The organism is Pseudomonas huaxiensis (genome assembly GCF_003231275.1).
GTDB classification, from domain to species: Bacteria; Pseudomonadota; Gammaproteobacteria; order Pseudomonadales; family Pseudomonadaceae; genus Aquipseudomonas; species Aquipseudomonas huaxiensis.
This window is the reverse complement of the sequence record NZ_QKVL01000001.1, coordinates 174,040-193,110: the sequence shown is the minus strand read 5'-3', so window position 1 is coordinate 193,110 and position 19,071 is coordinate 174,040. Positions and strand designations below refer to the sequence as shown.

At 61.9% G+C, this 19,071-nt stretch carries 16 protein-coding genes; 8 read left to right on the top strand and 8 right to left on the bottom strand.

Going from position 1 to position 19,071, the window contains the following annotated elements; all coding sequences use genetic code 11:
- The first annotated feature begins 94 nt into the window (after positions 1-94).
- From DM374_RS00890 to DM374_RS00875, 4 genes are all read left to right on the top strand, one after another.
- Positions 95-667: a PAAR domain-containing protein gene (locus tag DM374_RS00890; RefSeq protein ID WP_110968166.1), complete on the top strand. Its 573-nt coding sequence runs from the start codon at positions 95-97 to the stop codon at positions 665-667.
- A gap of 5 nt (positions 668-672) precedes the next feature.
- Entirely contained in the window at positions 673-1,599 is a 927-nt protein-coding gene (locus tag DM374_RS00885) for a DUF6402 family protein (RefSeq protein WP_110968165.1), read from the top strand.
- Complete coding sequence (locus DM374_RS00880) at positions 1,596-2,018, top strand: hypothetical protein (protein ID WP_110968164.1); 423 nt, start codon at positions 1,596-1,598, stop codon at positions 2,016-2,018. Before DM374_RS00885 ends, DM374_RS00880 begins: the two co-directional genes overlap by 4 nt.
- Positions 2,019-2,227: 209 nt before the next feature.
- Positions 2,228-2,479, top strand: a complete 252-nt coding sequence (locus DM374_RS00875) for a hypothetical protein (protein ID WP_318531804.1) — start codon at positions 2,228-2,230, stop codon at positions 2,477-2,479.
- A 64-nt stretch (positions 2,480-2,543) separates the two neighbouring features.
- Here the strand turns inward: DM374_RS00875 and DM374_RS00870 are convergent, their stop codons facing one another.
- The 8 genes from DM374_RS00870 to DM374_RS00835 are packed head-to-tail and all read right to left on the bottom strand — an operon-like array spanning position 2,544 to position 12,866.
- Positions 2,544-3,758, bottom strand: a complete 1,215-nt coding sequence (locus tag DM374_RS00870; protein ID WP_110968163.1) for a DUF1302 family protein — start codon at positions 3,756-3,758, stop codon at positions 2,544-2,546.
- Positions 3,759-3,761: 3 nt separating this feature from the next.
- Positions 3,762-6,908, bottom strand: a complete 3,147-nt coding sequence (locus DM374_RS00865; RefSeq protein WP_110968162.1) for an outer membrane lipoprotein-sorting protein — start codon at positions 6,906-6,908, stop codon at positions 3,762-3,764.
- A 29-nt stretch (positions 6,909-6,937) separates the two neighbouring features.
- Complete coding sequence (locus DM374_RS00860) at positions 6,938-7,987, bottom strand: flavin-containing monooxygenase (RefSeq protein WP_110968161.1); 1,050 nt, start codon at positions 7,985-7,987, stop codon at positions 6,938-6,940.
- Positions 7,988-8,332: an acyl carrier protein gene (locus DM374_RS00855; RefSeq protein ID WP_110968160.1), complete on the bottom strand. Its 345-nt coding sequence runs from the start codon at positions 8,330-8,332 to the stop codon at positions 7,988-7,990.
- Complete coding sequence (locus DM374_RS00850; RefSeq protein ID WP_110968159.1) at positions 8,329-10,104, bottom strand: fatty acyl-AMP ligase; 1,776 nt, start codon at positions 10,102-10,104, stop codon at positions 8,329-8,331. The genes DM374_RS00855 and DM374_RS00850 overlap by 4 nt, the downstream gene beginning before the upstream one ends.
- On the bottom strand, positions 10,101-11,291 hold the full coding sequence (locus tag DM374_RS00845; RefSeq protein WP_110968158.1) for a cysteine desulfurase family protein: 1,191 nt from the start codon (positions 11,289-11,291) through the stop codon (positions 10,101-10,103). The genes DM374_RS00850 and DM374_RS00845 overlap by 4 nt, the downstream gene beginning before the upstream one ends.
- Positions 11,292-11,302: 11 nt before the next feature.
- Positions 11,303-11,662, bottom strand: coding sequence for an iron-sulfur cluster assembly scaffold protein (locus tag DM374_RS00840; protein WP_110968157.1), 360 nt, complete (start codon positions 11,660-11,662; stop codon positions 11,303-11,305).
- A 28-nt stretch (positions 11,663-11,690) separates the two neighbouring features.
- Complete coding sequence (locus tag DM374_RS00835) at positions 11,691-12,866, bottom strand: LuxE/PaaK family acyltransferase (protein ID WP_110968156.1); 1,176 nt, start codon at positions 12,864-12,866, stop codon at positions 11,691-11,693.
- A 432-nt stretch (positions 12,867-13,298) separates the two neighbouring features.
- Between DM374_RS00835 and xseA the strand changes: the two genes are divergently transcribed.
- The 4 genes from xseA to DM374_RS00815 all read left to right on the top strand — a co-directional run bounded on the left by xseA (position 13,299) and on the right by DM374_RS00815 (position 19,066).
- On the top strand, positions 13,299-14,678 hold the full coding sequence (xseA, locus tag DM374_RS00830) for an exodeoxyribonuclease VII large subunit (RefSeq protein WP_110968155.1): 1,380 nt from the start codon (positions 13,299-13,301) through the stop codon (positions 14,676-14,678).
- A gap of 4 nt (positions 14,679-14,682) precedes the next feature.
- Positions 14,683-15,507: a peptidoglycan DD-metalloendopeptidase family protein gene (locus DM374_RS00825; RefSeq protein ID WP_110968154.1), complete on the top strand. Its 825-nt coding sequence runs from the start codon at positions 14,683-14,685 to the stop codon at positions 15,505-15,507.
- Positions 15,508-15,831: 324 nt separating this feature from the next.
- A complete protein-coding gene (gene leuA, locus DM374_RS00820) occupies positions 15,832-17,505 on the top strand; it encodes a 2-isopropylmalate synthase (RefSeq protein ID WP_110968153.1) in 1,674 nt (557 codons plus the stop codon).
- Between the two features lie 226 nt (positions 17,506-17,731).
- Positions 17,732-19,066, top strand: a complete 1,335-nt coding sequence (locus DM374_RS00815; protein WP_157969643.1) for a hypothetical protein — start codon at positions 17,732-17,734, stop codon at positions 19,064-19,066.
- The last annotated feature ends 5 nt before the right edge of the window (positions 19,067-19,071 follow it).

Here is a 19,071-nt window from a genome sequence, read left to right as displayed (position 1 = left end):
GGCCTGCAGACCTTCAGAAAACCTGAAGGCTCTCGCAGGCCATACCCCGTATTCGAATACGAATCGAGTACCCGGCCATGAGGAATCCAACCCTATGCAAGGCTACTTCATCCGCATCGGCGACAAGACAAGCTGTGGTGGCAAGGTCATCGAAGGCAGCAGCGGAACCATAATGGGAGGACTGCCCCAATCGCGCCTGGGTGACACCGTCACCTGTGGCGTCACCGGCGGCTTCTTCCAGATCGTCGGAGGTGTGCCATGGATACTCAGCGACGGGCTGCCGGTAGCAGGAACACTGGATAGTTTCAGTAGCTGCCCATGCAACGCCAGCCTGTGCCACTCCTATCAGCATGCCGACTATAAGACGACGAGCGTTCAAGGCCCCTCTTCCACAACCGCTCAACCGACCAACCTGACTGCCGGCGAGAATCACACAGCGCCCTTGCAGTTCGCCACGCCTCGGAACCCCGAGTCTTTCAGTGGCTGCTTCCAGCTTCTCAACCAACACGCCCAGCCCTGTGCATCGCACAGTTGTGTCTTGCTCCGGGATGGTCGTTACCTCAGCCCGCATCGCCTGGACAACGAAGGCCGCAGCCAGATCATCGACGCCACCGCCCCTACGCGGACGCAGATCGCCACCACTGCCCCCTCGCCTGTCCTGGAGTAACTGCCATGTCCCTTAAAGATTTCCAACCAGCCACCGCACTGGGGCCGGATGCCCTGTTCCTGCTGGAAAACGCCACGCTGGATACTTCACCGGATGGACATGAAAGACCCAAACAGATCGTGATCAATGCGCTGCCGCTGAGCAAACTGCCGGTGGCGATGCGCAAGATGGGCTGGCACACCTCGGCGGCGTTGATGCAGAGGTGGTTCGATAGTCCGGGGTGGCAGATGCCGGAGGCGTGGAAAACAGATCGTGGCCAGCCACAATCTATGGATTTGCCATCAGCACAGTGCGATGAAAACCTCGTGAAAATGAGCTGGGCAATGGGTTTTGATAGATGCAAGGTTGCCGTAAAAGAGGTTGAGTCCTACCTTGCAAACCCAAAGGCCATTACTCGCTTGCAGGAATTGTTAAAAAAGGCTGGCTGGCAGAAAAGTGGCACCGTGTCTCTGGGGTCTTCTAGTTTTTCCGCTCGAGAATTGGACGAAGCATCCCAAGTTAACTTTGTTCCTCTCGGTAGCTCGGAAGACCCTCTTGATGACATGTATGGTGCACTGGGTATAGCGACACTGAAAATTGCCGTTGTCGGCAAAACCTTCAACCAAAAAGACCCCGTGACACATAGATCAAGAAACTACTTCCAGGTCGAGCAGGTGGGTTTTTATATACGCGACAACTATGATTTCAATGGCCTTCAGTTCCTGGGAGTCTGGACCGGAGACAGAGTTCTAAGCAAAAAAGAAATGTTGATGGCAGCCATCCCCAGCGGCCAGTCCATCTACAAATGGTCGTCTGAAGAGTTTGCTCTTGTCAGGAATAACGACTTCAGGAAATACAGGGAAAAAACCGGCATGGGCGGCGACTACGTTCTCTACTCCGATGTTCTGTGGAAGAACGTTGATAAGCTGATCGATTTGGGAGATGCCCCTTGAAATCGATCTGGAAAAACTTGGCTATTTGCGCAGCGATCATCCCCGCTCTCTGGCTCGCATCCGAGTGGTGGGAAAAAGGCTTGGCCTCCCCAATGGATGAAGCTGAAAACAGCCCAAACTTGTGTTCCCGTATCCAAACCTTCAAACCATTCTGGTTGCTGCCCGATATTTTCCATCGTGAGTTGGCACCCAACGACGGCGCAAAACTTCGATGGTTTCACTTCTGGAAGGTTCCTGGCTTCTACCGCTTATATGACAATTACAACAACCAACTGATCGGTGAAACCGTCATCTATGACCTTGCGTATTCCGGAGGCAGATTGAGCTGGGACCGTGGCGGAGGTGTGTGGGTCGGAATGACCTACGTCGGCCCTAGCATCCAGGATTGCATCGGCGCCAAACCTGTTCCCCTAAAGTGAGCACTAAGCAACTCCGAACCTTAAAGCCTGAGGCCGGCTGCTCAGCGCAGCCGGCCTCGTGGGGATTTTTCGTTGCTAGCCTGCTGGGACTCTGGCTCGCCTCCGAATGGTGGGAGAAGGGCCTTGCCTCCGCTAAAGGAGAACCAAGACCAAGCCCAAACGGATGCTCCAGCCTTCAGACCTTCAAGCCTTTCTGGTTGTTGCCCGACATGTTGCACCGTGAATTTGCACCCAACGACGATGGCGAGGGTCAATGGTTTCCCACTTGGGAATCACCCGGTTTCTACCGCTTATATGACAACTACAACAACCAAGTGATCGGCGAAACCGTCATCTATGACCTTGCATATTCCGGAGGCAGATTGAGCTGGGACCGTGGCGGAGGTGTGTGGGTCGGAATGACCTACGTCGGCCCTAGCATCCGCGATTGCATCGGCGCCAAACCTGAAACCCCAAAGTGAGCGCTAAACAATCCCACGCCTCAAGGCCTGAGGCCGGCTGCTCAACCCAGCCAGCCCCGCCACCTCAGAACACCAGACTCAACTCCATGAACGTCACGCTGTTCTTCTTCCTCACCCCGAAATAACTCTGCCGGGCGCCGTGGAAGTGATCCACGCCCGCCCCCAACTTCACCGAGTCAGTGAGCGAATAGCTGGCCCGTGGCCGGACCACATAACTGCTGCCGGTTAGATCGACGACGGCGGACATTTCCAGCTTCAACCGCTCATTGAAGAACATGTCGGAAATCCGCGTAGTCAGCCCCCAGTCGCGGCGGCCGAACTCGGAATTCAGGCGATCCTCGCCCTCTTCGATCAGCCGCAGAATCCCGCTGTCAGCCGGCTCCCGGTAGTCGCGAAAGACCCCGAACAGTTGCAGATTGATGTTGGCCGATTCGCCGAAATTACGGTCGGCGCCCACCACGATCCGGGTGCTGTTGCGCCGCTCGTCACGGCACCCCGAACAGTCCAGCGACAGTCGCTCGTGAGCGAACTCGCCACGCACCGTCCACTCCCCCGCTGCCCAGGCAAAGTCCGCACCGATGGCACGCTTGCGTTCATAGGCGCTGATAAAACGCAGCGCCGGCGTCATCACCGCCTGATAACGCGGCGCTCGCTCGTAGCCATCGAACCACGACAGCGACCAGTCCAGGCTGTCGCCGGCGTGGTCGAGTTTCAGCGCCGTTTCGAGGGCATCGGGTTCGTCGCGCTTGTCCAGGTTGCTCGGCAGGGTTCCCTGAGGCATGCGGTTGGCGTCGAAATCCGCCAGCACCGCGGTCAGCGACAGGCTGTCATTGAAGCCATGGCGAACCTGCAACGCATTGAGGCCCATGCGCTGCTCGTCGTCTTCGGGAACCAGCAGGGTGAAGTCCCGCGGCGACAGGTAATCGGTGGGATTGATCCGGTCCGAACGCCCCCAGGCGATGACCTGCCGCCCCACTCGCCAGCGCCAGGCATCGTTGCCGGCTTCGATATAGCCATCGCGCAGGCGGCCGCTGTAGCCGTCCGCCTGCCCGCTGTCGTCGATCCCGGCGCGTGCCGCGAGCACCAGCCGCGTCTGCTCGGCGAGATCGAGGTTCCAGTTGATCAGGCAAGTGCCTTTGGCGATGTCGCCGTGGTCGTCCAGATTGCGGTTGGACGACCAGTAGCCGGTGCGGCACTCACCGAACGGCAAGCTCTGCGAGCGGGCGGACTCGCTGAAGGCGCCGACGGCGGCAAACAGGATAAGCAGTTGGGCGCGCATGGTTCACTCTTGCCGTTCGAGGTAGCCGTTGGTGAAGTAGTTGTCGCTCACCGCGACGTTGGCTTCGAAGCTGTCCATCCGCACGGTGGTCGAGTGGCCAGTCTGGTGATTGCTGACCTTGACCAGCATCGGCTGGTACTTCTGTCGCGCCGTATCAACCGCCTTCAATTCGCTGCTGAGCACGGTTTTCTGTAGTGCCTGGCTGGCGTCGTACAGCTCCGTCCTGACCGCCACGAAGGAGTCGTTGGCGACCCAACTGATGCGCTTCGAATAGCCGGTATTGCTGGCGATTTCCGCAGACTTCGGCAGCGACTCGATGACCTGGGTGGGAACGCCCTCCCAGGTCTCCTCGCGCAGCAGGCGGTGGGTCCAGTCCTGGGGCTTGTGACCGATCAGGTCGCCGTAGGTCAGGTCGGTGCCGACGAAGCTGCGGTTGTTGTTGCTGCTGGCCAGGCGCCGGGCTTTTTTCAGGGTCGGCAGGTACACCCAGACATCATCCTGCGCAGCTTTCTCGATGATCAGCGTGGTGGTGTTGCGCACATCGCCGGGCGACAGGAAGCGTATGACCCGGCGGTTGTGCGTGGCGTCATCCTGCAGGCGGGTCGCGGCGAAGGTCTTGCGCACCCGTTCCTGACCGGAGGCGTTGGTCAGGGTAAAGGTCGACTGCGACAGGGAGCTGTCCATGCGCGTCGCCTGGTAGCTGCGCGACATGATGTCGTCGGCATTGGCGCCTGCGGCCAGCGCGCGGTCCGGGCGCAACAGCAGGCCGACGGCAAGGACAAACAGCAGCGGCAGGACCGCGCCGGGCAGTGGTTTTTTCATCGCTTGGGCTCGCAGGAAAGTTGGCGGGAAGGCCTTCATCAGTGCCGGGATCAGCACCAGGGCGCACAGCGCGCTGACGATCATCGACAGCACGATGAGGAAGCCGAACCAGATGTGGATGTAGAAGTTGAACGACAGCATCAGCACCGAGTAACCACCGGCAATCGCCGTGGCGACATAGACCACTGCCTTGCCGGCAGTGCGCATGGTTTCCCGCAGGGCCAGGTCGAAATCGTCAACCCGGCGCAGTTCCTCGCGCATGCGGTAGAGGATGTAGATCGCGTAGTCGGCACCGATGCCGATGGCCATGGCCGACGCCACCGAGTTGGGGGTGTTGAGCGGAATGCCGGTGGCGCCCATCACGCCGAGGTTGACCAGCACGGTCACCGCCAGCGGCACGACCAGATACACGCCGCCCATCAGCGAACGGAACACCAGGGCACCGGCCAGCAGGATCACGCCCATCATCTGCAGGATGTTCATGATCTTGCCGTGCACCAGGGTTTCGCTCAGCGCCGACGACTGCGGCACGCTGCCACCGATCTGCACCTTGACCCCCGGCGGCAGGCGGTCCTGAACGTAGTCGCGAATCGCTTGCACCAGGCCGGCGGCGTAGGTACTGCTGTCGTTGCGGGTCCAGACGATCAGGCTGGCGTTGCGGTACTCGTAGTCGATATAGGCGTCAAAGTCGGTGGGATCACCGGACATGGAGTACAGCAGCAGGTACTGGGAAACCATGTCCTGGGCGTCCGGCACACGGAAGTAGCGCGGGTCGCCTTCGTTCATCGACTGGCTCATCTGTTTGATGAAGTCGACGATGGAAGTGGTCTTGCCCACGTCCGGCAGGGTTTCGACAAAGCGCTGGGTATCTTCGATCAGGCGCAGGGTGCGCGGGTCTTTCAGGCTGTCGGTCTGCTGGCCCTGGAATACCACGTAGAGGGTGTTGGTCCCGGCCAGCTTGTGATTGAGGAATTCATCGTCCTGGTACACCGCCAGGCCGCGGCCGAAATAACTCTTGGTCGAGTTTTCCTTGTTGAGGAACAGCAGGCCGATGGAGGACAGCAACGCGACCGCCATGAACAGCGACACGATCAGCCCGCGGCGCTTGAGGATCAAACCGGTCAGGTGATCGGCGAGGCGATCCCAGACCCTCGGTCCCTTGACGTCTGGGGCCTTGACCGCAGGCGCCGGGAGGTAACTGCGCAGGGCCGGAATAAAGGTCAGTTCGATGAACAGTGCGCTGAGAATGCCAAGGCCGGTGAACAGGCCAAAGGTACGGATGGTGGCGATCTCGAAGGTGACCAGAGAAAAGAAGCCCAGCACCGCCACGCCGCCCGCCGTCAGCATCACCGGCGCGGCGCGGCTGAGGGACTGAATGATCGCCTGGTCGTTGAGCTGCTGCGGCGAGCCCGGCGCGCCGCCGAGGGTGAGCTTGTCGTACTCCTCGTAATAGCGCTTGAGGATCTGCACCGCATGCCCGGCGGCGACCGCGAGAATCAGGATCGGCGTGGTCGCGTTGAACGCATCCATGGGCACGCCGACCGCGCCCATGATGCCCAGCCCCCAGATCACCGCGAGCACGGCGGTGAGCAGCGGCAGGATCAGGCCCTGCACAGTGCGGAAGGCTTCCAGGTGGATCAGGCCGATGATCAGCAACGCGATGGGGAACAGAATGCCCATGCGCTGGGCGAAGCGTTCCACCGCGGCGAAGAACACCGGCGAACCGCTGGCGGTGATCTTCAGATCAGGCGCGCGGTGTTCGTCGATGACCTTCTGCACCCCGTCCATGATCTTGCGGAAACCGCCCTGGTCGGCGTGGATGGCAAACGACAGCGAAACCAGGCTGCCATCCTCCGACACCAGCGTGCCGCGATACACCGGGTTATTGGCCAGACGCTCCTGCAAGCGGGCGATGGCGCCGGCGTCGATCGGCGTGTCCAGCAGCGGCTCGACGCGCATCTCGTCGGCGCCGCCGGCAATCGACTTGGCCTTGTTCGCCGTGACGCTCATCAGCGTGTGGCCCTTGACCCCGGGCAGCGTACTGACTTGCGCGGAAAGCTCGCCGAGGGTGGTGAGAATCCGCGGAGTCAGCGCGCTACCGCCATCCGCCGCACTGATGCCGATGACCACCACATGCTTGGAACCGAATAGCGATTCGGCGAGGTTGGTGCCGATCACGCTCGGGTGCGCCTGGGGCAGCATGGTGTTGGGGTTGATGACGATCTGCAGGTTTCTGACCTGGGTGGCGAACAGCACCGTAGCCAAACTCAGGGCAATAAGAACCCACAACCTGGATCTGACGATCCAGGCAACTGTATTTCTTATCATGTTCAACTCATCCTTCAGATGAACTGCGGTTAGTTGCCCAGAGACTCCCGGACATATTGAACGACGCGGGCGGCATCGTTATTGGCGCCGACCACAAGTTCCGAAGCGCGACAACTCAGCCACTTGCGCCCCATCAGGAAAAACCCCGGTTGCGGCGTGCGGCCTTCGTGGCCGATACCGGCGCCGAAGGCTTCGGCGCCGGGCAGTTGAATCCAGCCGGTGTCTTCCCGATAACCGTTGCACCAGATCACCGCCTGGACCGGTTCGTGGCGCTGGTCCTGGAAGATCAGACCGGTTTCATCGGCATCGATGGCGCGTGCTCTGATCTCCACACCCCGTTGCGTCAGTGCGTTGTTGTTGGCACTCGCCACGGGAATTGGATCGCGCTTTCTGATGATTCCCGCGACCCAGGAATCGTGATGGGCCGACAAGATTCCCAGGCTGTTCAACCACCAGAACACGTCCTTGCCCAGAACACGGTTGGGCACCAGCTTGCGCTGACGCCCACAGGCCAACAGCACCCGGTGTTGCGCGGCCAGTTCCAGGGCAATCTGCCGCCCGCTGGCGCCGTCGCCGACCACGGCGATGCGCGAACCGGCGGGCATAAAGCCCGCATCGCGAAACTCGCCGGCCGCCAGTTGCACGATCCGCGGATCGAGCTTCTGTGCAAAACCGGGCACCACCGGCGCCTGGTTGGAGCCGGTGGCATTGATCACGCTGCGGCAGCAAATGACTTCGCCATTTTCGAGCAGCGCCTCGAAGCCGTTTTCCACCGCGCTCAAGCGTGCCACGCGGGTGGCGAAAGACACCCGCACCTGCTTCGCCTGAGCGAACGCTTCCAGGTAATCGGCAAATTCATGGCCTGAGGCATAGCCCGCGGGATCGCCGGGCATCGGCAGATCCGCCAGACGACAGAACTGCCGCGAGGTGAACAGCCGCAGGCTGGCAGGCCGTTGCCGCCAGACCTCGCCGGCGCGCGGGCCGGCATCGAGCACCCGGTAGTCGATGCCGGCCCGCGCCAGTAAATGCCCGCACAGCAGGCCCGATTGCCCGCCGCCGATAACGAGACAGTCGAGCATTCAAACCCCCAGCGCGGCTTTCAGGTCGAGGGATTCGCCGGACAGCTCCGACCAGACAAAGCTGGCCAGGGCGCCGACGGTGACGAAGTCATAGGCGGCGGTCGGGTCGAGGGCGATACCCAGGTGCCGCTCCAGTGCCGCCACCAGTTCGACCCGGGCCACCGAGTCCAGACCGATGTAGTCGAACGACAGGTTGTCGTGAATCTCCTCGACGAAGTCCGGCTGGTGCACCCGCAGGTAATCCCGCAGGCGCGTCTTGATCAGCGCTTTGACGGCGGCCAGACCTTCCTTGCTGGACCAGGAGGCATCGGGCAATGGGACAGTCAGGTTCAGATCGGCGGTCATGGCGCGATAGCCTCCAGGCAGGACGGGGTGGGTTGGCGGGTGGAGTGGATCAGCAGGCGGTGCTGTTCGATGCTGCCGTCGAGGTGACGGCTGGCGCACAGATGACGCTGCACCTTGCCGCTTGAGGTGCGCGGAATCGCGCCTTGGTACAGGTAGACGATGTCTTCCAGACGCACCTCGTGGGCGGCCATCAGCACCGCGCGCAACTGGCGAGTGAGGCTCGGGAAATCCAGCTCGCCGGCGCTGCGGTCGCGACGGGGAAACTCGATCCAGGCAACCACCTGCGGACTCGGGCCGGCCTCGACAGCGAACGCCGCAATGGCGGCATCACCGAGCGCTGGATGCACATCGCGCAGGCTGGTCTCCAGGTCATGGGGGTGAACATTGCGCCCGCGCAGAATGATCAGTTCCTTGATCCGGCCGGCGATATACAGGCTTCCATCGTGGATGAAACCCAGGTCGCCGGTGCGCATCCACGGGCCTTGTCCGCAGGCGGTGACCGCGCCGAAGGTGGCAGCGCTGGCCTGGGCGTTGGCCCAGTAACCTGAGGCGACGCTGGGACCGGAGAACCAGACCTCGCCCGTCTGGCCGTCGTCGACGCGGCGACGGCTGTCGGGATCGACAATCGCCACCTGATGGTCGCGCACCACCGGACCGCAATTGACCAGGGCCTGCGCGTCCTGATCGAACTTGCCGGAGACGATGGCCATGCCGTTTTCCAGGTCCTTGCGCGCGACGTTCAACACCCGTTGCTCATTCGCCGCCACGCCGCCGGACACGATCAGGGTCGCTTCCGCCAGGCCGTAGCACGGCGTGACCGTTCCCGTGCGCAGGCCGTAGCGGGCGAACTTTTCTTCGAAACGCTCCAGCACCGTGGCGCTGATCGGCTCGGCACCGCAGAACAGCACGCGCAGTGCCGACAGGTCCAGTTGCGCCGCCGTGCGCTCGTCCACCTCGGCCTGCACGCACAAGGCCAGGGCAAAGTTCGGTGCTCCGGTCGCCGCCGCGCCGTACTGGCTGAGCAAGGTCAGCCAGCGCAGCGGCCGCTGCAGGAAATGCAGCGGCGACATGAACACATAGTGGCCGCCCAGGGAGATGGGTTGCAGCAGCGCGCCGATCAGGCCCATATCGTGAAACTGCGGCAACCAGCCAGCGCCGACAACGCCCTCGCCCAGTTGCAGGACGGAATGGATCGCGCGCTCGTTGGCGATCAGTTGCGAGTGGCGGACCATCACACCCTTGGGCACACCGGTGGAGCCGGAGGTGTATTGGATGAACGCCAGTTGCTCAGGGTCCGGGCGGGTCAGTTGCGCACAGGCCTGGTTTGCAGCAAGCGGCTCGCAGTAAAACTTCAGGTCCTCACGCCGGCCCAGTCCTTCGGCGATCGAGGTTTGCAGCTCGGGCACGGTCAACACTGCAGCGGCGCCAGCGTTTTCCACGATCTGTCCGAGGCGGGTGTAGTGATGGCTATTGCGCGCCAGGTTGGCCGGGATCGACACTGCTCGCGCATAAGCACAGGCAAAGAACGCGACGATGAAATCCAGCCCGGTGGGAAACAGCAGCAGGACATTCCGGTGCGCCAGCCCGGCGTCGCGCAAAACCGTCGCATAGCCCGTGGCGCGCTGGTGCAGCTCGCCGTAGCTGAGCACCTGCCGGTCCTCCTCCTTGTGGCCGACGAAGGTGTAGGCCGGTGCGTCGGGCTGGGACGACGCGTAGTGATCGAGGCAGTCGAGAATGGTGCCGGCGCGGTCCAGCGGGATCAGTCGGCTCATGCTGGCACCTCTCCGCTGATCCGCCGCAGCATGCGGATCCCCGCCTCCACCGCGCCGACGAAGCGTTCGAGGCTGTCTGCGGTGGTCAGCGGGCCAAGGCTGACGCGCATGGTCGACTGGATCGTCGCCTCGCCAAGCCCCATGGCCACCAGCACATGGGACAGCGACTTGGCGTTGTTGCTGGAACAGGCAGAGCCGAGCGAGACCTGGATGCCGTGCATCTGGTCCAGCAGCGCCGCCAGCGACTCGGCGCGAATACCGGCGATGCACACGCTGAGGGTATTGGGCGCCTGCTTCGCCGGGTCCGCCGAGCCATGAATGGTCACGCCGGGGATCCGCGCTTGCAGTTGCTCGATCAGGTGCTCGCGGTAAATGCCCATGCGGGTGATGGTGTCGGGCATGGCCGCTGCCGCCACCTCGGCGGCCACGCCCATGGCAGTGACCAGCGCCGACGCCTCGGTACCGCCGCGCAGACCACCCTCCTGGCCACCGCCGTGCAGCAGCGGTTCGAGGACCACACCGTTGCGCATATACAGGCCGCCGACGCCCTTGGGCCCGCAGAACTTGTGCCCGGCGAACGACAGGGTGTCGATGCCCAGCGCCTGCACATCCACCGGGATCTTGCCTACCGCCTGCACGCCATCGACATGAAAGTGGATACCGCGACCCTGCAGTACCCGGGCGATCTCGCCCACCGGCTGCAAGGTGCCGACTTCGTTGTTCATCAGCATGATCGAGACCAGCCGGGTGTTTTCCCGCAGGGCCTGGCGCACCCGCTCCGCGCTCACCAGACCGTCACGGTCCGGCGCCAGGCGGGTGACCTCGAAGCCGAAGACCCGCTCCAGGTGAGCGGCAATCTCGAGGATCGACGAGTGCTCGATCGCCGAAATGATGAGGTGGGTGGGCTGGGCCACACGACCGATGGCGCCGCAGGCAAGCAAGGAGCCCTTGATCGCCCAGTTGTTGGCCTCGGTACCGCCCGAAGTAAAGGTCAGCTCGGCCGGTGCGCAGTTCATCAAACCGGCGACCTGTTGCCGTGCGATGGCCAGGGCGTTGCGGTTCTGTTTGGCCAGCGTGTAGACGCTCGACGGGTTACCGAAGTGGTTCAAGGCCTCGCTCAGTGCGTGAGAGGCTTCCTTGTACATCGGGGTCGTCGCGTTGTAATCGAAATAACCGTGGGTCGACATCCTGTTCTTCCTCAGGCGGCGTTGTATTGCCGTAGCTGGATAAAGAGTGACTTGAGCATTTCCAGGCAATGATGTTGCGAGGGTTCTATCTCGCCCAACATCTGTTGCATGTCGGCACTGGTAACGTCCTCGAGTGTGTCGAGGGACTGACCGTCGATTTGCGCGCAGAATATATTTCCGGTGGCCAGGGAAGTTGCACAGCCCCAGGCCTGATAACGAACATTCTGAATAGCGCGATCGAGCACTTCGAACTGCACGCGAATCCGATCGCCGCACACCGGATTACCCAGTTCGATGGTGGCGGCCTGCTCATCAACTTCGGCGGCGTATACAGGATCGGAAAAGTTTCTGACGATAATATCGTTGAACATACAATGTCCTTTTGCGAGGTCCACACTATCAACTGGCGATCGGGCAGGTGTTCGAGGTTTGTCCGTCCATGGTTTTTTCCAGGTTCACCGCACAGCAACCGAACTCCAGGGAAGTAGGCGCGCGCATGATGTATTCCATGCGTTGGCCACTGCGTCCGGACGGACTTTCGCCAGGCAACAGGACAACGATGTCCTCGGTGAGAATCATCCCCGGCGTCGCCAGTGCCAGCGGATCGAGAATGCCCAGCACGCCCCTCTCCCCCGGTGCGACTTCGCGGCTCAGGTCGTTCATGTCACGCACGGTGAAATGCACATAGGGCGAGACATGCTTGACCTGATGTTCGTCATCGATGGCCATGACGTTGGATTCCACCAGCGCGTAGATATCGCGCACCGAACCCGGATCGATGCCCAGATATTCCTGGCACATCAGGTTGAATTCGCGGCGGGAAATCATCTGCCCGGTAAAGCGCTTCCAGCCGCCGAGGGTGATCACCCGACTGCCGCGGTCCAGGGTCAGGCGCTGGCCGGTCTGCTTGAGGAACTGCAGCAGGCGATAGATCAGGAAGGGCGGACCGATGATGTGGCGGGTGAACTGGTTTTCCCAGCCCTTGAGCTGTTCGATGGCCTGCTCGGGAACGAAGCGCTCCTGCTTGACCATGAATCGATGGGTGTCCAGCATGCCGGCGAGCATGTTCAACGCCTTGATCATGCCCATCTCCGGGATTTCCTCGGTGGACGGGCAGATATACAAGCCCGCGCCTTTGGAGATACCGAGGAACTCGCGGTACATCGCATAGATCGCTACCACCGCGACATCGACGGTTTCATGGCAGCGCCGGGAAATACTCGGAATACCACTGGTGCCGGTGCTGCGCATTTCGTGTTCGATCTGCGCAAGCGGCTTGGACAGTAATTCGTGACTGCTGGCGGACTTGAACTTGGCAATCGGCACCAGCGGAATGCGGATCAGATCATCGAAGGTCGCGATGCTGTCTTCAGTGATGCCCTTGCTGTTACAGGCCTGCCGATAATAGGCGTTATTCCGATAGTGAAAGCGGAAAGCGTCGACAATCAACGACGTCTTGATTTCATCGAGTGCGCTCTGCGGCAACCGATAAAGTTCCGAAACCGATGCAGCCGCCGCTTTCATGGGGTCGATACCCAACTCTTTCAGGCGTGCGGAGAAATCGCTGCTGTTCATGAAGTTCCTCATTTCCATTGATGTTTATTGTAAAAACACACAAGCGCAGGTAACCACGGACCGAAGGCGTGACGTTCGATGTTGTTATTGATGTTTTTTCAGCGCCCAGCCGACAGCGCAACTTCGACCCTTCAATCAGGCCGGGTTGTACGGACGAACGTGAGGGCACGCGAAGAAGTTATGCTTCGCGCAGTAAGGGAGGGGAATCAGGGATCGTTCATTTCATCAACATCCTTGTTGAAGATCACAAGCCAGGGCGGTTTGTGCGGTCCATTGAATACTTCGATGGAGGGGACGATAAACCCTCTAGTGACTTCAGAGTCAAGCAGTGACTGACAAAGACCGCTGTAATTTCTACCGGGCCTCAGGGCGTTGTCCTATGTGCCGGATACACAGGACACTCCACCCCGCGATCCTTTATAGTGCCGCCCCATGATCAGAGACCCTTTCGAACGCCTCGGCCTCGACCGTGAAGTCCTCACCGTCAGCCAACTCAACGGCCGCGCCCGCGTGCTGCTGGAAGATGTTTTCAGCAATATCTGGGTCGAAGGCGAGATATCCAACCTCGCCCGCCCGGCTTCCGGCCACGTCTATTTCACCCTCAAGGACAGCGGCGCCCAGGTGCGTTGCGCGCTGTTTCGCAATAACGCCGCGCGGGTTCGCCAGGCGTTGCGCGACGGCCTGGCGGTCAAGGTGCGCGGCAAAGTCTCGCTGTTCGAGGGCCGTGGCGACTACCAACTGATCCTCGACACCGTCGAACCCGCCGGCGACGGCGCCCTGCGTCTGGCCTTCGATGCCCTGAAGGAAAAGCTCAGCGCCGAAGGCCTGTTCGCCGCCGAACGCAAGCGCACCCTGCCCGCTCACCCGCAGCGCATCGGCATCGTCAGTTCGCCGACCGGCGCGGTGATCCGCGACATCATCAGCGTATTCCGTCGCCGCGCACCGCAGGTCGAACTGAACCTGATCCCCACCGCCGTGCAGGGCCGCGAAGCCATCGGGCAAATCGTTCGCGCCCTGCAAAAGGCCGATGCCCAGGGCTTCGACGCGCTGATCCTGGCCCGTGGCGGTGGCTCGCTGGAAGACCTCTGGTGCTTCAACGAAGAAGCCGTGGCCCGCGCCATCGCCGCCTGTGTGACGCCAATCGTCAGCGCGGTCGGCCATGAAACCGACGTGTCCATCAGTGACTTCGTCGCCGACGTCCGCGCCCCGACGCCGTCGGCCGCCGCCGAGTTGCTCGCCCCGGACAGCAGCGACCTGCAACGCCGCCTGGAAAGCCTGCAACGGCGCCTGCTGTTGCGCATGCAAAGCCGCCTGGCCCACGATCGCCTGCGCCTCGACAGCCTGGCCCGGCGCCTGCGTCACCCTGGCGAACGGCTGCGTCAGCAGGCGCAGCGCCTGGACGACCTCGACATGCGTTTGCGCCGCGCCTTCGAGCAGCGCCTGAACCAGCGCCGCGAGCGTCTGGCACGACTCGACACGCGTCTTGCCGCGCAACATCCCGGCCGCACCCTGGCGCTGCTCAAGGAACGCCTCGACAACCTCGCCGAGCGCCTGCCACGCGCCATGCGCGACACCCTCAAGGACCGCCGTCAACAGCTCCAGAGTCAGGTGCAAATGCTCGAAGTGGTCAGCCCGCTGGCCACGCTGGGTCGCGGCTACAGCATCCTGCTCGACGAGCGCGGCCAGGCGATCCGCAGCGCCGCGCAGACGCACAACGGCCAGCGCCTGAAAGCCCGCCTGGGCGAAGGCGAGTTGCTGGTGCGGGTCGAAGACAATCACCAGACACCGGTCACGCTTTCTCTACTGGACTGAATCCATGCCAAGACTGTTCGCCTCGCTGCTCCTGCTCTGCCTGACCTTCGCCAGCAGTGCCCAGGCCAGCTACATTACCCGCCAACTGAACAAGCCGGTGCCCGGCGGCGTCGCCGTGGTCGACCTCGGCCCGTCCGCCCAGCCGCTGACCGCCCGTTTCGACGGCAAGCCGGTGCTGGTGGTCAAGGAACAGGACAACTGGCTGGCTATCGTCGGCATCCCGCTGACCCAGAAGCCGGGCGCCGCCAGCCTCACCCAGGGCACCCGCACGCTGAATTTCAACGTCGGCAGCAAGAAGTATCAGGAACAGCACATCACCCTGAAGAACCAGCGCCAGGTCAATCCGAACCCGGCCGACCTCAAGCGCATCGACGCCGAACTGGCCGAGCAACTGAAGGCCTATCGCAGCTTCAGCCCGGGCACGCCGAGCAACCTGCTGCTGGACAAACCGGTCAGCGGGCCGCTGTCGAGCCGCTTCGGCGTACGCCGTTTCTTCAATGGCGAAGAACGCAACCCGCATTCCGGCCTGGACTTCGCCGTCCCCGCCGGCACGCCGATCAAGACCCCGGCCAACGGCAAGGTGATCCTCACCGGCAACTACTTCTTCAACGGCAACACCGTGTTTGTCGATCACGGCCAGGGCTTCATCAGCATGTTCTGCCACCTGTCGAAAATCGACGTGAAGACCGGGCAGGTCCTGAGCCGCGGCGCGGTGGTCGGCAAGGTCGGCTCCACCGGCCGCGCCACCGGGCCGCACATGCACTGGAACATCAGCCTCAACGATGCGCGGGTCGATCCGGCAATTTTCATCGGCGCTTTCCAGCCCTGAGCCAGCGCTGCAACGGCGTACTTGCGCCAATCAAAAAGACCGCGCAACCGGCGCGGTCTTTTTCGTTACAAACCGCTATTAAATGTCGATAAAAAGCTGTTTCCGCACATTTCTATCAATTTTTCCCAGGTGCTTGCCATCTTTCACCCCACTGGTTAGGGTTGAGGGTATGAAAACCGCCAAAACCCTCATCTTGCTCCGCCAACACCGCAGCCTTTGCCTGGTCAGTGCACGACTACCAAGCTGAATCGCGTCGCCTCGCCCATTCCAAAAAAATTCGTATCCGGCAGGCCCGTTCCAGGCCGCATTTAAAGGATTGCTCTGATGTCCATGCTCAAAGACCCTTCGAAGAAATACCGCGCCTTCCCGACCATCGACTTGCCTGACCGTACCTGGCCGTCGAAGACCATCACCAAGGCGCCGATCTGGTGCAGCTCCGACCTGCGCGACGGCAACCAGTCGCTGATCGAGCCGATGGATGCCGAGAAGAAGCTGCGTTTCTGGAAGACCCTGGTCAGCGTTGGCGTGAAAGAGATCGAGGCGTCGTTCCCGTCCGCCTCGCAAACCGACTTCGACTTCGTGCGTACCCTGATCGAAGACGGCCACATCCCTGACGACACCACCATCCAGGTCCTGACCCAGGCTCGCGAAGACCTCATCGCGCGGACCTTCGAGTCCCTGCGTGGCGCGAAAAAAGCCATTGTCCACCTGTACAACGCCACCAGCCCGTCGTTCCGCCGCATCGTCTTCAACCAGGACAAGCAAGGCGTGAAGGACATCGCGGTGAACGCGGCCAAGCTGTTCGTCAAATACGCAGCCCAGCAGCCTGAAACCCACTGGACCTTCGAGTACTCGCCAGAAACCTTCAGCGCCACCGAACTGGAGTTCGCCAAGGAAGTCTGCGACGCGGTCATCGAAGTCTGGAACCCGACCCCGGACCACAAGATCATCCTCAACCTGCCGGCCACCGTCGAAGTCTCGACGCCGAACGTCTACGCCGACCAGATCGAGTGGTTCTGCCGCAACGTCAACCGTCGCGACAGCGTGCTGATCAGCCTGCACACCCACAACGACCGTGGCACCGGCATCGCCGCCACCGAACTGGGCCTGATGGCTGGCGCCGACCGCGCCGAAGGCTGCCTGTTCGGCAACGGCGAGCGTACCGGTAACGTCGACCTGGTGACCCTGGCGTTGAACCTCTACACCCAGGGCATCGACCCTGAGCTGGACTTCTCCGACATCGACGGCGTGCGCAAGGTCGTCGAGGAATGCAACCAGTTGCCGGTGCACCCACGTCACCCGTATGTCGGCGACCTGGTTCACACCGCGTTCTCCGGCTCGCACCAGGACGCCATCCGCAAGGGCTTCACCCAGCAGAAAGAAGGCACCCTGTGGGAAGTGCCATACCTGCCGATCGACCCGGCCGACATCGGCCGCAGCTACGAGGCGGTCATTCGCGTCAACAGCCAGTCCGGCAAAGGCGGTATCACCTACCTGCTCGAACAGGAATACGGCATCAGCCTGCCACGCCGCATGCAGATCGAGTTCAGCCAGGTTGTCCAGGGTGAAACCGACCGCCTGGGCCTGGAAATGACTGCCCAGCAAATCTACAACCTGCTGCACCGCGAATACCTCCAGGCCAACGCGCCGTATGCGCTGGTCAGCCATCGCCTGCAGGAAGAAAACGGCCACAGCGCCGTGGAAGTGGAAGTCGCCGGTGAAGGCGAGACCACCCTGCACTGGCGCGGCAAGGGCAACGGTGCCCTGGAAGCCCTGGTTGCCGGCCTGCCGGTCGCCGTGGAAATCATGGACTACAACGAACACGCCATCGGCGCCGGCACCAACGCCAAGGCCGCGGCGTACATCGAACTGCGCGTTGCCGGTGGTCGTCCGGTGCACGGCGTAGGCATCGATGAAAACATCACCACCGCCAGCTTCAAGGCCCTGTTCAGCGCACTGAACCGCTCCCTGAGCCAGCAGGCAGCAAAGGCGGCGTAAGCCAGACCGCGCTGTCGTCACACTGAAAAGCCCGCCTCTCCGGAGGCGGGCTTTTTTTGTTTGAACACCAGGGGAAATGCCATTATTTTGCTTGTGCTGCTGGATATACTGCGACGACCGCGTTAACCCCTCACCGCATCGAGATCACGGACGAAATGAGCTTCCCTCCGAGCACCTCCCAACCTGCTCACGACCTGCCGCCTCAAGACTCCGGACACCCACGCCCATGACTCCCGGCTCCCTCATGGCGCTTGTCGAAGACAACGTTCGCCACTACGAAAACATCCTGACCGAATTTCAGACGACACTGTCGAAAGCCACCGCCCAGGACATGCTGCTGACCCAGGACACCATTGCCAGCCTGCGCCGTATCGAAGCCGCGCCGATCGAGCACCCGGCCCTTGATCAGCAGGTGCGCCACGCGCTGCAGGAACGCCAGCAGCAGGAGTCGAAATACCGCGCGCAACTGGCAGAGGTGGAGAACGACATCACCCAACTGGTCAGCGAGTTCCGCGCGCTGGTCAACCAGCGGGAGCAGCGACTTCCGCAGTTGTGGCAGGCCCACATCCTGCACCCGGACTACACCTCGCTGATGCGCCAGGGGCAAGACATCATCCAGGCGCGGCAACGCTTGCAAGACTCGCTGGCGCAGCTCGTCGAAGAACGCGACAAGAAGATGCCGGCCTACGAAACCAACCCGTTCTACGTGTACCTGCGCACCCGGCGCTATGGCACGGACGACTATTCCCGCGGGCGGCTGTTCCGCCAGTGTGATGACTGGCTGGCGAGCAAGGTCAATTACCGCGAAAACCGCCGCAACGAACTGATTCTGCGCTCCATGCCCGACAGCGTCGCAACGTTGGTGGAAGCGCACAACGCCAGGCTGCTGACGCTCGATGAGCAGAATGTGGCGAACTGGGCGAAGGCTGGCGGCGGGCTGCGTGCCGATGCCACGACGCTGCGCAGGACACTGCTGGCCAAGCAGATCATCGCCGCCAAGACACGGGCCAATGCGGCCTACGACCAGCTTGTGCTCTTCATCGATGGCGAAGACAGCTACACCCAGGACATCGAGCGCTGGATCGACGCCCAACTGGGCAACCACAGCATCGATGACATCCTCGAAATGCTGGTGAACGAGTGCCCCGAACACAGCGACACGCTCAACCAGTACTGGAGCAAGCTTGCTGATTCGAGCAACCGGGTCGAGGGCCTGGAGGAAAACGTCGACAAGGCCCTGGAGGACTACCACCACGCCAAGGAGCTGGAGTGGGGCCTGCGCAGCTTGCGCGAGGAAGAAACCGCGTGCGACGAGCAGTGCACCTGTGCCTGCCACCACGATGAGAACTTCCAGGGCCAGTGCCCCTGCGTGTACGACGACGAACGCTACTACACCTATCCGCCCGAGCTGGACTGCACCGGCCTGATCACTGGCTACATGAAACGAAACCTGGCGCTGGACGACCTGATGAGCCTGTTCAACGACCAACGGTTGTTATTCAACGATCAGGTGCCGGAGCCGGCCAATGCAGGCGCAGCCACTGAACTCTCTTCTTCGTAAGGACA